Raw genomic sequence first — 15,303 nt, 5'->3', positions numbered from 1 at the left:
ATTTGTATTAGACTGCAAAGTTGCAAAATCAAGTCCGTTTCATCTCAAGAAAACACGTAATTGACTATATTTCAATAATTTCAAAGAACTATTTATCCACTTTTACGGGACAGTAATGTTTGAAGATATAGAAATATATCAACAACCTACATATCGGAATCTAATAGCATCCCAATATTTATGTATAGACGGAAATAACTACATACGGATACAAAAACAAGCTGAATTGTTATTACTAAAAGATTTGTACACTAATGGATGTATAGCATATTGGCATATATCCAGTACATATCGAGATGTTCTAAATCAAATGTATGCAAAACAGCAGATTGAATTTAAAAATACTTTATTTTCAGATGAAGAGATAAAATTCTTCAATTATTATCTTAATAAATCAGAGTTTACCAATGGTCAAGATCTTCGAAATAAATATATACATGGCACGCATAATATTGATAAAGAAACCATCGAGCAAGACTATTTAAGATTGTTGATTTTACTTATTTCGATTGTTTGGAAGATTATAGATGATGTTTGCACAAAAGAAAGAAGTCAGCAAGCATAATTTTATTGCAATTTGGACTATAAAAAAATGGGACATATCAAAAATATGTCCCATTTTTAGGATCTACAACTTATGCCGTCAGTACCTTGCCGATGCGGCGCATCTCGCGGCTGATGTTCGCCTCGGAGATCTTCGCATAGCGCCGTGTCATGTTCGTATTCGTATGGCCCAGAATCTTGGCGATAATGTCGATCGGCATCCCGTATTCAATTGCCAGCGTGGCAAACGTATGGCGCGCCAAGTGCGTGGTCAGATGCTTGTGAATCTGGCAAATATCCGCTATCTCCTTCAGGTAGGCGTTCATCTTCGTATTCGACGGGACCGGCAGCAGCTTGCCCCGCGCCCGACAGTTGGCATCGTCGCAGTACTTCTCCAGCAGGGCCGCCGCCTGCGGAAGCACCGGAACACGGCTCATCACCGCAGTCTTCTCCCGCGGTTTATGGATCCACAGTTGCCCCTCCTCGTCCGTCGTGAAGTGTTCCCTCCGCAGGTGGTCGACATCCGTGAAGGCCAGTCCCGTCAGTGCGCAGAAGCAGAAGACATCCCGGATCCGGTCCAGACGCTCGTTGGGCATCGGTCGCCTTAGCAGCAGGTCCAGCTCCGCCTTCGTCAGCGGCACCTTGACGTTCGTTTTGTCGATCTTCATCTTATAGTAACGGAAGGGATTTTTCTCGATCCATTCGTTGCGGACCGCATAGAGCAGGAAATTCTTCAAACAGCAGAGCAGATTGACCGCCCCGTTGTTGTGGCAGTTGTAGGCCGTCTGCATGTAGGTGTTCAATCCATCGACGTAGGCATAGTCGATCGTCTCCAGCGGAAGATCCTCTTTGCCATACACCTGCCGGACATATTCGGTCATGTAGCGCAGCAGGCGGTGGTACTTGTTGGCCGTGAGCTGTGTGATCCGGGTGCCGACCTCCTGCTGGCGTTTCTCGCAGTATTTGCCGAACTCCGCCAGCACCATCCGGCTCGAAGAGGCGGAGCCCAGCAGCTGTTTGACGGCAAAGCAGGTCGGCGTCCTGTTCTCCTGGATCAATCGGTCGTAGGCGGCAAGGATGGAGGCCCGGTAGCTGGCGATGATACGGTTGATCTGCTGATCGACCTCGTCCTTGTAGAGAGAGCGTTCGAGGCGCTGATTCCAGCGTTCCGGCTCGATCTGGCATTGTGTATAGACTTCGGTCGACTGACCGGTCGTAGTGATACGGGCATAGATCGGGGCCTTGCCCTTTTTCGTGACTTTGGTCTTCTTGCAGAAGAAGACAACGCTGAAGGTGGTTCGTGGCAACATGGCTGCTTGGTTTTTGGATAAATTAAACGTCTTCAGCACCGGAATATTGCAGAGTAAAATGATGCAAATCAGCGAAATAGAGCTAAATCGTGACCTATTTTCGGTCCGAGCAAAAAAGGTCACGATTAAGGCGTGAAATACTTGCTGCCTTTTGCTTCAACAGGAGTGGGAGAATACAAGCAAAAAGCCTTGTATATCGCTGATATACAAGGCTTTTTGCTTTCTATCGGGGTTTCTTTCTGGCCCCCTCTGGAGCGGAAAACGGGACTCGGACCCGCGACCTCAACCTTGGCAAGGTTGCGCTCTACCAACTGAGCTATTTCCGCAAATATTTGTTGCTTATTGCGAGTGCAAAGGTAACTAAAATTTGTGAATCTCCAAATTTTTCAGTGCCATTCTGCAATTTTTTTACTATCACCGAACCCCAAGACAAATCCAATCGCCCGCCACCAGCCTCTCACACAGCTTATTATCAATCAGATATCCTCCATTCTGAAATCAAACGAACAAAATCCTCCGGACAATCGTCCCCGGCTCTCCGTTCCCGCCATCGACATCCGGAAAGGAGTTGAATTGCATCCCGACACCGCGTCTGCCCTCCGAAACCCGCATCAATACCCAAAACGCCCGACGATATTCCGGGCCGGTTCGTCGACAAAAAAACGAGGTTCGTCCATTTTAATTGTACGCACGCAATACCGCGCGTAGCTTTGCAGCAAACGAAAATGCCATGAAACGAATCGTGCTGACAGCATGCGCCGCATTGACAGGGCTTCTCTCCGCACCGGCCCGGAACTCCGAAGCCCTCCGGACACCGGACGTACCGGCACGCTCCGCAGAAACCCGAACGATGTCCGGCGATACGGTCCGATGCTGGACGCTGGACGAATGCCTGCATTATGCACTGGAAAACAACATCCAGCTGCAACAGAGCCGCAACGACTACCTCTCGGGGCTCGAAGACACGAAAGAGGCCAAAGCCGCACGGCTGCCGTCGTTGAGCGCCTCGACGACCCAGGGATTCACGAACTACCCGTCGACGAACGTCTCCGACCGGACCACCTACACCGGCACCTACGGACTCGAAGCCGGACTGACCCTCTACGAAGGAGGCAAACTCCGCACGGCGGTCAGGCAGCAGCAGGTGCAGAACCGCATCGACGAACTTTCGGTCGCCGAATCGGAGAACGACATCCGCATCGCCATCGTACAGGCCTATCTGCAAGCGCTCTACGCAACCGAGGCCGTGGCGGTGGCTGCCAATACGGCCGAAGTATCCCGGGCCCAGCGCGACCGAGCCGAAGAGCTGTGGAAAGCGGGGTCGATCAGCCGGGTGGACTTCGCTCAACTCGAAAGCCAATATGCGAGCGACCTCTACCAGGTCACGACCGCCCGCACGTCGCTCGACAACTACCGGCTGCAACTCAAACAGTTGCTCGAACTCGATATTACGGAGGAGATGAACCTCGCCGCACCTGCCATCCAAGAGAGTGAGGTGTTGTCATCCCTGCCCGCCAAAGCCGAAATCTATGCAACGGCACTTACGGCCATGCCCGAGATCCAACGGGGAGAATTGGCCGTCGAATCCGCGGAACTGGGAATCCGGCAGGCGCAGGCGGGGTTCTATCCCTCCTTATCGTTGACCGCCGGCATCGGCACGGGCCACATGTCCAACGGCGGATACGAAAGCGGCAGCCAGATCTGGAACCGCTTCAACGAAAATGTGGGGCTGACGTTGAGCATCCCGATCTTCTCGAACCGCAGGAACCGCACGGCCGTGAACAAGGCCCGCCTCGAAGCGGAGAACAGCCGTCTGACGTGGCAGGACTTGCAGAAGACGCTGCTGCGCGAGGTGGAGTCGGCCTATCTGGATGCCGTCTCGGCGCAGTCGCAGTACCGTGCGGCAACCGAAAAGGAGCGATACGCCCGCCAGAGTTTCGAGCTCACGCAGGAGCAGTTCAACCTCGGCGTGAAGAACACCGTCGAGCTGATCACGGCCCAGAACGAGTGGTCGTCGGCCCGTCAGGAGGTGTTGCAGGCCAAGTACATGGCGCTGCTGAACATCGAGCTGCTGAATATCTACCAGGGGCGCAACACGACAACGATCAACTAAACACAAAACACAGGAGATGAAACGGAAAAAAATCCTCGTCGCGGTCCTTGTCGCCGCGGGAGTTGTTGCGGCGTGGTTGCTGCTGCGCCCCTCGAAAGGGGCGGGGATCACGCTGGAAACGGCTCCGACGAGCCGCATCACGATCCGCAATTCGGTGACGGCGACCGGCACCGTGGAGCCCGTCACGGAGGTCGACGTCGGCACGCAGGTGTCGGGCATCATCGACAAGCTCTACGTCGACTACAACGACGTGGTGAAGGCCGGGCAGCTGATCGCCGAGATGGACAAGGTGACGCTGCAAGCCGAATTGGAGTCCGCACAGGCGGAGCTGGCCAGCTGCAAGGCCGAATACGAATACCAGCTCAAAAACTACACGCGGACGAAGGCGCTGCATGAAAAGGAGCTGGTCAGCGACCAGGAGTACGACGACGCCACGTACCTCTACGAGAAGTCGGGCGCCGCCTACGATCAGGCCAAGGCCGCAATGGTGAAGGTCGAGCGTAACCTGGGCTATGCAACGATCACCTCGCCGATCGACGGCGTGGTCATCAGCCGGGCCGTCGAGGAGGGGCAGACCGTAGCGGCGAGCTTCGAGACCCCGACGCTCTTCACCATCGCCCACGACCTGACGCAGATGGAGGTCGTGGCCGACGTCGACGAGGCCGACATCGGGCAGGTGGCCGAAGGGCAGCGCGTGGAGTTCACCGTCGACGCCTATCCGGACGACACGTTCGAGGGGACGGTCGAGCAGGTGCGCCTCGAAGCGACGACCGAATCGAGCGTCGTAACCTACGAGGTGGTCATCACGGCTTACAACCCCGATCTGAAACTCAAACCCGGACTGACGGCCAACGTCACGATCTCCACGCTGGAAAAGGAGCATGCGCTGGCCGTGCCGACCAAAGCGCTGCGCTTCGTACCCGACACGGAGCTGCTGGGCGAATTGGAGCTGACGGTCGCCCCGGCCGCCACGGAGGAGCCGGGCATGCGCGAGGTCTGGGTCGTGCGCGGAAGGGAGTTGCAACCGTGCCCGGTGACGACGGGGGCGGCGAGCGGCGAGCTCACGGAGATCCTCGGAGGGCTCGTCGACGGCGATACGGTGGCCGTGGGGCTGACGGCCGCGAGCCGCGAGCCGCAGACCGCCGCGGGGGCGTCCAGTTGAGCGCCGACGACATGGAGTCGCTGAAATTGCAGGATCTGGAAGACATCCGGAGCAAGACCCGCTACGTGACCTACGTCTCGCCGTCGGTCAACAGCGCCGGGCAGGCCATCTACGGGGCCAACAATACTCCGACGACGGTCTACGGCGTGAATCTCGACTATCTGGAAATCCGCCGCTACCGGGTCGACGACGGCGACACCTTCTCCGAGCAGGACATCAAGACGGCCGCGAAGGTCTGCCTCGTGGGGAAGACCGTGGCCGGGGAGCTCTTCCCCGACGGGGAGAATCCCGTGGGGAAGGTGATCCGCTTCGGGACGATCCCGTTCCGCATCGTGGGGGTGCTCGAAAGCAAGGGTTACAACAGCATGGGCATGGACCAGGACGACCTGATCATCGCCCCCTACACGACCGTGCAGAAACGCATCCTCGCCATCACGCACTTGCAGGAGATCATCTGCTCGGCGCTCACCGAAGCCTACACCGATCAGGCCATCGACGAAATCACGGCGATCCTGCGCACGAACCACCGGCTGAAAGAGACCGACGACGACGATTTCTCGATCCGCTCGCAGCAGGAGATGGCCTCGATGCTCACCTCGACGACCGACATGATGACCGTGCTGCTGGCGGCCGTGGCAGGGATTTCGCTGCTCGTGGGCGGCATCGGGATCATGAACATCATGTACGTCTCGGTAACTGAACGAACACGTGAAATAGGACTCCGCATGTCGATAGGAGCCAAAGGGATAGACATCCTGGCGCAGTTCCTCATCGAGTCGATCCTGATCAGTGTCACGGGCGGTGTGATCGGCGTGCTGGCCGGGATCGGGGCGGCCGTGGCGGTGAACATCTTCGCCGCCTTCCCGATCTACATCCAGCCGTGGAGCGTCTTCCTCTCCTTTGCGGTCTGCACCCTCACGGGCGTCTTCTTCGGGTGGTATCCGGCGCAGAAAGCCGCCATGCTCGACCCCATCGAAGCCATCCGCTACGAATAACCGGCTTAAAAAGCCGGTTTTGTGGGCGGAGGAATCTCACGGGGGGGGGTCGGAAGCAACTTGCGGATGGTTTTGGCGGTACCTTTTGCCACCAAAAGGCACCCACTACACGCGCTTCGACCCCATAATTTTTATATCTTTGCATTATGACTGCTTCGCAATCGAAATATACGGGCTGGCTGGTCCATGTCACGGTCTGGGCCGTGATCTTCGGCATGCCGCTCTTCGTAACCGGGCCGAACCGTCCGCTGATGACCGGATCGCAATATGCCCGGTTCCTGCTGGTTCCGCTCTCCTTCATGGTGGTCTTCTACACGAACTATTTCCTGCTGATCGACCGCTACCTCACGTCGCGGCGGTTCGGCAGGTTCACCGGCTACAACCTGCTGCTCATCGGCGCGGTGATGCTCCTCGTCCACCTGCTGTTCCGCCATCTCCTGCTGCCCGACATGCACCGCCCGCCGATCGAACGCCCCTGGCAGGACTCGGTGCGGTTCTTCGCCGGAAACCTGACCCTCTATGTGCTGGTCGTGGGAGTGGGCGTCGCCATCCGGATGACCAGCGGCTGGTACCGCGCCGAATCGGCCCGCAAGGAGCTCGAACACAGCCGCACACAGGCCGAGTTGCAGAACCTCAAAAGCCAGCTGAACCCCCATTTTCTGTTCAACACCCTGAACAACATCTACTCGCTCATCCTGCTCGACACCGAACGCGCCCAGCAGGCCGTCCACGATTTGAGCCGCATGCTGCGCTACGTGCTCTATGACAGCAGCCTGCCGACCGTCCCGCTGTCGGCCGAGATCGGGTTCCTGCGCGACTACATCGAGCTGATGCGCATCCGCCAGCCGCGCCACGTGCGGGTCTTCGTGTCGCTGCCCGACGAACCCTCGCAGACACCCGTCGCACCGCTGCTGTTCATTTCGCTGGTGGAGAACGCCTTCAAGCACGGCGTGGACAACGAAAAACCCTCCTACGTAGCCATCGACATCCACGAAATCGACGGTCAGCTGATCTGCCGGATCAAGAACAGCTGCTTCCCCAAATCGGGAACGTCCGACCGCAGCGGCTCGGGAATCGGGCTTCCGAACCTCTCCAAACGGCTGGAAATGATCTATCCGGACCGTTACACCTTCGAATACGGCGGGCAGGGCGACACCTACACGGCCCTGCTCTGCATCAAACTCAACGAACGATGAAACTGCGCTGTCTGGTAATCGACGACGAGCCGCTGGCCGTGGAGCTCATGGAGGGATACGTGCGCAAGACGCCGTTTCTCGAACTCGCGGGCTCCTTCGAGAGCGGCACGGCAGCCTTTGCGGCCCTGCGGGAGGATCCCGTGGACCTGCTCTTCTGCGACATCCAGATGCCGGGGCTCAACGGCATGGAGCTGTCGCGGATGCTGCCCGAGGAGACGCGGGTGATCTTCACGACGGCATTCAGCCGGTATGCCGTCGAGGGGTTCCGGGTCCGCGCCCTGGACTACCTGCTCAAACCGATCAGCTACAACGACTTCCTCGCGGCAGCCAAGAAGGCGCTGGCGTGGTTCGAGCTCAAACGCCGCGCGGACCGGACCCCGGAAGAGGCACCGCGGAAGGCAGAACCGGAACGGCAGAGCCTCTTCGTGAAGACGGAATACCGCCTGCAACGGATCGACCTGGACCGCATCCGCTACATCGAAGGACTGAAAGATTACGTGAAGATCCACGTCGAAGGCGAACCGCACCCGATCCTCTCGCTGTTGAGCCTGAAAACGCTCGAAGAACAGTTGCCGTCGGACCGCTTCATCCGCGTCCACCGCTCCTACATCGTGCAGCCGTCGAAGATCCGCACGATCGAACGGAACCGGATCGTCTTCGGATCGGAACGCATCCCGATTTCGGAGAACTGCCGGCAGGCATTCTACGATTTTCTGTCGCGTCATTCGCTGTTTCCCGGGAGTCTTTCCGACAAGGAATAGGGATGACGGATAAAATTCTCGCCTTTCGAAGCGCCTATTTGCCCGAAAAGGCCGTTTGTTACGGGAAAAATTTGTACTTTTGCCCCTTGAACCGGACACAAACCAGGCAAACGATCCGGAATTTGAAGCAACACATGAAACTATCACGCGAGAAAATCGTACAGCAGGCGACCCGCGCGGGTCGCCGCACGCTGCAACTCGGAAGGAAAGCCGGCGGCAGGGTCCGCCGTTTCTCCAAACGCACGTGGCTGATACTGGCAGTCGTCACCGTTCTGATCGCCGGAGGACTCTGGTGGGTGTTCCGGCCCGAACCGCCGAAGCCGGTCTATCCGGTTGTGGCGGTCGAACCCGTCGGGACGGACGACATCGAGATCTACGGGGAATACGTGGGACGCATCCGCGCCCAGCAGTTCGTCGAGATCCGCGCACGGGTCGAGGGCTTCCTCGAACGGATGCTCTTCGAGGAGGGAACCTATGTCCGCCGCGGACAGCCCCTCTTCATCATCGACCCCAAGGTCTACCAGGCCCGCGTCAACAAGGCCAAGGCCCAGCTGAACAAGGACAAGGCCCTGGCCCAAAAGGCCGAACGCGACCTGCAACGCATCCGACCCCTCTACGAGCAGAATGCCGCCAGCCAGTTGGATCTGGACAACGCCGTGGCATCGTACGAAAGCGCGACGGCCGCCGTGGCGATGAGCGAGGCGGACCTCACACAGGCCGAAACGGCGTTGAGCTACACGACCGTCAGTTCGCCCCTGTCGGGCTATATCTCCGAACGGAGCGTCGACATCGGCACGCTGGTGAGCCCGAACGGGAAGTCGCTGCTGGCCACCGTCGTGAAGAGCGACACCGTGCAGGTCGATTTCAGCATGACGGGCCTCGACTACCTGAAAAGCAAGGCCCGGAACGTGAATCTCGGACAGAAGGACTCCACGCGCAAGTGGAACCCCTACGTCACGATCACGCTCCCCGACAACTCCCAATACCCGCTGCGGGGTCTGGTGGATTTCGCCGACCCGCAGGTCGATCCCGAAACGGGAACCTTCTCCGTGCGTGCCGAAATGGCCAACCCGGATCGGATCCTGCTGCCGGGACAGTTCACAAAGGTGCGGCTGCTGCTCGACGTGCGTGAGCACGCCACGGTCGTACCCACGAAGTCGGTGGTCATCGAGAAGGGCGGAGCCTACATTTTCGTGATCCGTCCGGACAGCGTGGCCGAGCGCCGCATGATCGAGCTGGGACCCGAGATCGACAACCGCGTGATCGTCGAACGGGGCGTCATCCCGGGCGAGCGGATCGTCGTCGAGGGCTTCCACAAGCTCACGCACGGTGACAAGGTCAACCCCGTCGCCGACCCGCAACGGGCCGCAGCCGGAGAATCGACCGAATCGGAAACCCCCGCAAACTGACCCGCCCATGAAATCGGATTTCTTTATCGACCGGCCGATCTTCTCGACCGTTCTCTCGATCGTCATCGTGATCGTGGGTCTGCTGGGTTTGTTCCTGCTGCCCGTCGACCAGTATCCGCGGATCGTACCCCCGGTAGTGAAGATTTCGGCCTCGTATCCGGGCGCCAGCGCCCAGACCGTGACGCAGGCCGTCGCCACACCCATCGAACAGGAGTTGAACGGTACGCCCGGCATGCTCTACATGGAGTCGACGAACTCCAACTCGGGAAGTTTCACCGCCACGGTGACCTTCGACATCGACACCGACGCCGATCTGGCGGCCGTCGAGATCCAGAACCGCGTGAAACAGGCCGAAGCACGCCTTCCGGCCGAGGTGGTCCAGAACGGCATCTCGGTGGAGAAGCAGGCGTCGAGCCGCCTGATGACCGTCACGCTGCTGTCGAACGACCCGAAGTTCGACGAGATCTACCTTTCGAACTACGCCACGCTCAACGTGCTGGACATGCTGCGGCGCGTGCCGGGCGTGGGCAGCGTCTCGAACGTCGGCAGCCGCTACTACGCCATGCAGATCTGGGTGCAGCCCGACCGCCTGGCCAACCTCGGCCTGACGGTGCAGGACTTGCAGAAGGCGCTCAAAGACCAGAACCGCGAATCGGCGGCCGGCGTACTGGGGCAGCAGCCCATCACGGACCTCGACGTCACGACGCCGATCATCGCACAGGGACGCCTTTCGTCGGTGAGCGAATTCGAGGAGATCGTCATCCGCGCCAATCCCGACGGGTCGCTCATCCGCCTGCGCGACGTGGCGCGCGTGTCGCTCGAAGCGGCGTCGTACAGCACCGAGAGCGGCATCAACGGAGGAAACGCCGCCGTGATGAACATCAACATGCTGCCGGGCGCCAACGCCATGGAGGTGGCCCAGCGCGTCAAGGATACGATGGAGGAGATCAGCCGCGGATTCCCCGAGGGAATCTCCTATGAGATTCCGTTCGACATGACCTCCTACATCTCGCAGTCGATCGACGAGGTGTACCACACACTCATCGAGGCGCTGCTGCTGGTGATTCTCGTGGTGTTCCTCTCGTTGCAGAACTGGCGCGCGACGCTCATCCCGACGATCGCCGTGCCGATTTCGCTGATCGGTACGTTCGGCGTGATGCTCGCCTTCGGATTCTCGCTCAACATGATGACCCTGCTGGGACTGATCCTCGCGATCGGCATCGTCGTGGACGACGCCATCGTAGTCGTGGAGGCCGTCGAGCGCACGATGGACGAGGAGGGTTTGTCGCCCTACGAGGCCACCAAAAAGGCCATGAAGGGGCTGGGCAGCGCGATCGTAGCCACGTCGCTGGTGCTGTGCGCCGTATTCGTCCCGGTGAGCTTCCTGTCGGGCATCACCGGACAGCTCTACCGCCAGTTCACCATCACGATCGCCGTCTCGGTGCTGATCTCGACGTTCGTGGCGCTGACGCTCTCGCCGGCGTTGTGCGCCCTGATCCTGCGTCCCGACTCGGGGAAGAAGAAAAACCGTCTGTTCCGCCGCATCAACTTCTGGCTGGCGCGCGGCAACAAGATTTATGAGAAGATGATCCGCGGCGGCGTGCGCCACTCGAAACGCATGCTGTCGCTCTTCGGGATGACGCTCGTGGCGCTGTGGCTGCTGAACAAGGTCGTGCCGCAGAGCTTCATGCCGCAGGAGGACCAGGGCTACTTCACCGTGGAGCTGGAACTCCCGGAGGGCGCGACGCTCGAACGCACGCGCAAGGTAACCGACCGTGCGATGGAGTATCTGATGTCGCTGCCCGACGTGGAGTACGTGCTCAACGTCACGGGTTCGAGCCCGCGCGTGGGCACGAACCAGTCGCGGAGCCAGCTGACGGTGATCCTCAAACCGTGGGAGGAGCGCAAGAGCTCAAACATCCGCGAAGTGATGAGCGACGTGCGCCGGGAGCTGGAACGCTATCCGGAGAGCAAGGCCTACCTCTCGACGCCCCCGGTGATCCCGGGACTGGGCGCTTCGGGCGGCTTCGAGATGGTGCTCGAAGCGCGCGGCGACGCCTCGTACAACGACCTCCAACGGGCCGTCGACACGCTGATGCACTACGCCTCGCTGCGCAAGGAGCTCACGGGGCTCTCGTCGTCGATCCAGAACGACATCCCGCAGCTCTACTTCGACGTGGACCGCGACAAGGCCCAGATGCTGGGCGTGCCGATGTCCGACATCTTCTCGACGGTGAAGACCTTCACGGGGTCGGTCTACGTCAACGACTTCAACATGTTCAACCGCATCTACCGGGTCTACATCCAGGCCGAGGCACCGTACCGCGCGCAGCGTGAGAACCTGGGGCTCTTCTTCGTGCGGGGCGCCGACAAGGCGATGATCCCGATCACGGCGCTGGGCACCACCTCCTACACGACAGGCCCGGGCACGATCCGCCGCTTCAACATGTTCAACTCGGCCACGATCTCGGGCGAGGCGGCCCAGGGATACAGTTCGGGACAGGCCATGGCGATCCTCGAACAGATCGCGCGGCGCCACCTGCCGGCGTCGATCGGCGTCGAATGGAGCGGACTTTCCTATCAGGAGAAGCACGTCAGCGGACAGACGGGCTATGTGCTGGCGCTGGCATTCCTCTTCGTGTTCCTGTTCCTCGCGGCGCAGTACGAGAGCTGGCTGATCCCGGTCTCGGTGATCCTGTCGCTGCCCATCGCGGGCATCGGCGCCTACCTCGGAAACTGGGCCTGCGGACTGGAAAACAACATCTATTTCCAGATCGGACTGGTGATGCTCGTGGGTCTGGTGGCCAAGAACGCCATCCTGATCGTAGAGTTCGCCAAGGACGAGGTCGAAAAGGGGCGCGACACGCTCTCGGCCGTCATCCAGGCGGCGCACCTGCGCTTCCGCCCGATCGTGATGACGTCGCTGGCCTTCATACTGGGCATGCTGCCGCTGGTCTTCGCCAGCGGCCCGGGCTCGGCGAGCCGTCAGGGCATCGGCACGGGCGTCTTCTTCGGCATGCTCGTGGCCATCACCGCGGGTATCGTCTTCGTGCCGCTGTTCTTCGTCTGGGTGTATAAAGTGAAAGAAAAATGGACAAAACGATGAAACGGTCGATATACGGTCTGCTCCTGCTGTGCGGGATGCTGCTCGCCGGGGGCGGCTGCTCGGTGCAGAAGAAGTGCAAGGCCCCGGAGCTGGACCTTCCGGAGGAGCTGGTCGCGGGCCAGCGCGACACGCTGACGTTGAGCGACCGCAACTGGTGGGAGATCTACACCGACACGATGCTCTGCCGGCTGATCGACCGCACGCTCGACCGCAACCGCAACCTGTTGTCGGCCGAAGCGCGCGTACGGCAGTTGGAGGAGCTCTACCGCGTAAGCAAGGCGGCGCGCCTGCCGATCATCAGCGGCGAGATCTATGCCGAACGGGAGACCAACGACTACTACGGGAAAGCATTCTCGAACGACCCGGAGCTGGGCATCAAGGCGCGGTTGAGCTGGGAGGCCGACCTGTGGGGGAGCCTGCGGTGGTCGAAGCGCAAGGGCGCAGCCGAATACCTCGCTTCGGTGGAGGGGGCGCGGGCGTTGCAGATGACGCTGGTGGCCGAGGTCGCCACGGCCTATTTCGAACTGGTGGCGCTGGACCACGAACTGGAAATCGTGCGCCGCACGGTGGAGACCCGTGAAGAGAGCGTCCAGCAGGCAAAACTGCGTTTCGAGGGCGGTTTGACCTCCGAGACGAACTACCAGCAGGCAAAGGTCGAGCTGGCGAGCGCCTCGGCGCTGATCCCCGATCTGGAATTGAAGATCGCCCAGAAGGAGAACCAGATCTCGATCCTTGCAGGCGGCTACCCGGGAAGCGTGGAGCGTGCGACGATGAATCTGAACGTCGTTCTGCCGGATTCGCTGCCCGTAGGGGTACCGTCGACGCTGCTGCAACGCCGTCCCGACGTCCGGAAGGCGGAACAGGCGCTGCGTTCGGCGATGGCCTCCGTGGGTGTGGCCTACGCGGACCGCTTCCCGCGGCTGACGATCGTGCTGACGGGCGGTGTCGAGAACGGTTATGTCCGCGGGCTTCTCGAATCGCCGTTCACCTACATGGCCGGGAATCTCACGGCGCCGCTCTTCGCCTTCGGGACGAAGCGTGCGAAGTACCGCGCGGCGCTGGCGGCCTACGACCAGGCGCGTCTGGCCTATGAACAGAAGGTTTTGGAGGTCTTCCAGGAGGTGAACGACGCCGTGGTGGCCTACCGGAACATGCGCCACACGGCCGAACTGAAATACAACCTCAAAGAGGCCGCACGGCAGTATGTCGTGCTGGCGAAGCTGCAATACATCAACGGCGTGATCCGCTACATCGACGTGCTGGACGCCCAGCGGAAGTTCTTCGACGCCCAGATCGAGGAGAGCAACGCCGTACGCAACGAGCATCTGGCGCTGGTGCAGCTCTACAAGGCCCTCGGCGGCGGCTGGAACGTCGGCCGGGAATCCGACCCGGATCAGCGCTCCTGACATTCGCCCAAAAGAACTCCGGAGGGTCCTGTTCCTGTCTGAATGCGGTTCAGAGCGGGAAGAAGACCCTCCGGAGTTGTTTTTACCGGAGCGGGAAGAGGGGAGAGGAGGAGAGGAGGAAAAAAGCAGGAACAGGGGCAAACCTACACTTTCAGGAAGATGCGCTGGCGGTACATCACCCACAGGATCAGGAAGACGACGGCGACGTTGCTGAACAGGAGCAGCGTCGGATAGAAGTCGCCCAGATACTGCTCGAAGCCATAGAGCAGCGACCGCCCGATACTGCCGAACTGCACGGCCATGGCGAGCATGTAGGCGGCAATCGAGTTCATGCCGTAGACTTTCAGCCAGGTCAGGTGCCTGCGGTGGCCCTTGCAGTCGATCCAGTAGTAGAAGAGGCCCATCAGCAGGAAGCACCAGCCGCTGCTGACCAGCACCATCGAACTGGTCCAGATGATCTTGATGACGGGCAGCACGAGGTTCCAGACCCATCCCAGCACGACCAGCACGGCACCGATCCCCAGAAACAGCGCCACCTTGCGCCGGTCGGCCAGCGTCCGGCTCCGGGCGATGTATCCGGTGAACATGCCGGACATCACCGTCGCAACGAAGTTCAGGCTGCTCAAAATCCACGTATAATGGTACTTCGGGGCGAAGACCACCGCACCGTCCTGCACCGAGGCGCCGTCGCGGAAACGTCCCAGCACCACGCGGTCGACCCACTCGCAGAGGTTTCCGTCGGGCGTGTAGTCGCCGCCGCCGAACGCCCCCACGCGAATGAACTGCATGGCGGCCCAGTAAAGCAGCAGCAGGGCAGCCGCCACGATGAACTGCGTCCTCCGGGAGGTGTATACGAAGAGGAGCACAGCGAAGAGATAACCCACGGCGATGCTCTGCAACGTATTCGTGTACAGGTAGATATGATCGGGGGTCAGTCCCAGCAGATTGCCCTGCACGATCATGCCGAAGATCCACAGCAGCAGGACCCGCTTCACGAGCCGGCGAAACAGCGGTTTCCGGTCCGCCGCCTCCCGGTAACGGTCATAGGCGAACGGGATGGTGATTCCCGACATGAAGAGGAAAGAGGGGCATGATCAGGTCCCAGAGCGTGAACCCCGTCCAGCTGCTGTGCAGGAGGGGTCCCATGCAGGCATTCAGCCACGGCACATCGGCGGCCCGGATCACGGAGCGGATCAGCGGTCCGAGGGCGACCAGAAAAAACAGATCGGCACCCCGAAGGACATCCAGCGATTCCAGCCGTTTGGGCAAAGTAGGTTTCTCCATCGTATCAGGCTATAAGGT

Annotated in this window: 9 protein-coding genes, 1 tRNA gene and 2 pseudogenes; 9 read left to right on the top strand and 3 right to left on the bottom strand. The window is 59.9% G+C overall.

The features are described 5' to 3' along the window. The first annotated feature begins 310 nt into the window (after positions 1–310). Positions 311–565 (top strand): hypothetical protein, encoded by a 255-nt coding sequence (locus B5G16_RS12590; protein WP_162612050.1) that lies wholly within the window; start codon positions 311–313, stop codon positions 563–565. A gap of 70 nt (positions 566–635) precedes the next feature. Here the strand turns inward: B5G16_RS12590 and B5G16_RS09530 are convergent, their stop codons facing one another. Together B5G16_RS09530 and B5G16_RS09525 are read right to left on the bottom strand one after the other, a co-directional pair. Then, positions 636–1,853 carry a site-specific integrase gene (locus B5G16_RS09530; RefSeq protein WP_087263508.1) on the bottom strand — a complete coding sequence of 406 codons (1,218 nt, stop codon included), beginning with the start codon at positions 1,851–1,853 and terminating at the stop codon, positions 636–638. A 250-nt stretch (positions 1,854–2,103) separates the two neighbouring features. Then, positions 2,104–2,179: transfer RNA gene (locus B5G16_RS09525), tRNA-Gly, on the bottom strand. Positions 2,180–2,583: 404 nt separating this feature from the next. On the opposite strand from B5G16_RS09525, the gene B5G16_RS09520 reads away from it, so the two are divergent. From B5G16_RS09520 to B5G16_RS09485, 8 genes and pseudogenes are all read left to right on the top strand, one after another. Next, the gene (locus B5G16_RS09520) at positions 2,584–3,966 is read left to right on the top strand and encodes a TolC family protein (RefSeq protein ID WP_239406068.1); all 1,383 of its coding nucleotides are present in this window, start codon (positions 2,584–2,586) and stop codon (positions 3,964–3,966) included. 16 nt (positions 3,967–3,982) lie between these two features. Further along, entirely contained in the window at positions 3,983–5,128 is a 1,146-nt protein-coding gene (locus tag B5G16_RS09515) for an efflux RND transporter periplasmic adaptor subunit (protein ID WP_087263506.1), read from the top strand. After that, positions 5,101–6,123: pseudogene (locus B5G16_RS09510) on the top strand (ABC transporter permease); the annotation flags it as partial. The gene B5G16_RS09515 and the pseudogene B5G16_RS09510, both read left to right, overlap by 28 nt. Before the next feature lie 146 nt (positions 6,124–6,269). Next, on the top strand, positions 6,270–7,319 hold the full coding sequence (locus tag B5G16_RS09505) for a sensor histidine kinase (RefSeq protein ID WP_087263505.1): 1,050 nt from the start codon (positions 6,270–6,272) through the stop codon (positions 7,317–7,319). Continuing rightward, positions 7,316–8,080, top strand: a complete 765-nt coding sequence (locus tag B5G16_RS09500) for a LytR/AlgR family response regulator transcription factor (RefSeq protein WP_087263504.1) — start codon at positions 7,316–7,318, stop codon at positions 8,078–8,080. Before B5G16_RS09505 ends, B5G16_RS09500 begins: the two co-directional genes overlap by 4 nt. 134 nt (positions 8,081–8,214) lie before the next feature. After that, a complete protein-coding gene (locus B5G16_RS09495; protein WP_087263503.1) occupies positions 8,215–9,489 on the top strand; it encodes an efflux RND transporter periplasmic adaptor subunit in 1,275 nt (424 codons plus the stop codon). A gap of 7 nt (positions 9,490–9,496) precedes the next feature. After that, positions 9,497–12,595, top strand: coding sequence for an efflux RND transporter permease subunit (locus tag B5G16_RS09490; protein ID WP_087263502.1), 3,099 nt, complete (start codon positions 9,497–9,499; stop codon positions 12,593–12,595). Then, positions 12,592–14,001 (top strand): efflux transporter outer membrane subunit, encoded by a 1,410-nt coding sequence (locus B5G16_RS09485; RefSeq protein WP_204228075.1) that lies wholly within the window; start codon positions 12,592–12,594, stop codon positions 13,999–14,001. The genes B5G16_RS09490 and B5G16_RS09485 overlap by 4 nt, the downstream gene beginning before the upstream one ends. A 143-nt stretch (positions 14,002–14,144) precedes the next feature. Here B5G16_RS09485 and B5G16_RS09480 read toward each other — a convergent pair. Beyond that, a pseudogene (locus B5G16_RS09480) lies at positions 14,145–15,285 on the bottom strand (acyltransferase family protein). Positions 15,286–15,303 lie beyond the last annotated feature (18 nt).

The sequence above is a fragment of the Alistipes sp. An66 genome (genome assembly GCF_002161445.1).
Taxonomy (GTDB): domain Bacteria; phylum Bacteroidota; class Bacteroidia; order Bacteroidales; family Rikenellaceae; genus Alistipes; species Alistipes cottocaccae.
This window is presented reverse-complemented; position numbering and strand designations above follow the sequence as displayed.

What these genes read in the sequence shown, in the direction of transcription:
- B5G16_RS12590 (WP_162612050.1), top strand. Translation starts at nt 311, where the DNA reads ATGTATGCAAAACAGCAGATTGAATTTAAAAATACTTTATTTTCAGAT.
- B5G16_RS09530 (WP_087263508.1), bottom strand. Translation starts at nt 1,853, where the DNA reads ATGTTGCCACGAACCACCTTCAGCGTTGTCTTCTTCTGCAAGAAGACC.
- B5G16_RS09520 (WP_239406068.1), top strand. Translation starts at nt 2,584, where the DNA reads ATGAAACGAATCGTGCTGACAGCATGCGCCGCATTGACAGGGCTTCTC.
- B5G16_RS09515 (WP_087263506.1), top strand. Translation starts at nt 3,983, where the DNA reads ATGAAACGGAAAAAAATCCTCGTCGCGGTCCTTGTCGCCGCGGGAGTT.
- B5G16_RS09505 (WP_087263505.1), top strand. Translation starts at nt 6,270, where the DNA reads ATGACTGCTTCGCAATCGAAATATACGGGCTGGCTGGTCCATGTCACG.
- B5G16_RS09500 (WP_087263504.1), top strand. Translation starts at nt 7,316, where the DNA reads ATGAAACTGCGCTGTCTGGTAATCGACGACGAGCCGCTGGCCGTGGAG.
- B5G16_RS09495 (WP_087263503.1), top strand. Translation starts at nt 8,215, where the DNA reads ATGAAACTATCACGCGAGAAAATCGTACAGCAGGCGACCCGCGCGGGT.
- B5G16_RS09490 (WP_087263502.1), top strand. Translation starts at nt 9,497, where the DNA reads ATGAAATCGGATTTCTTTATCGACCGGCCGATCTTCTCGACCGTTCTC.
- B5G16_RS09485 (WP_204228075.1), top strand. Translation starts at nt 12,592, where the DNA reads ATGAAACGGTCGATATACGGTCTGCTCCTGCTGTGCGGGATGCTGCTC.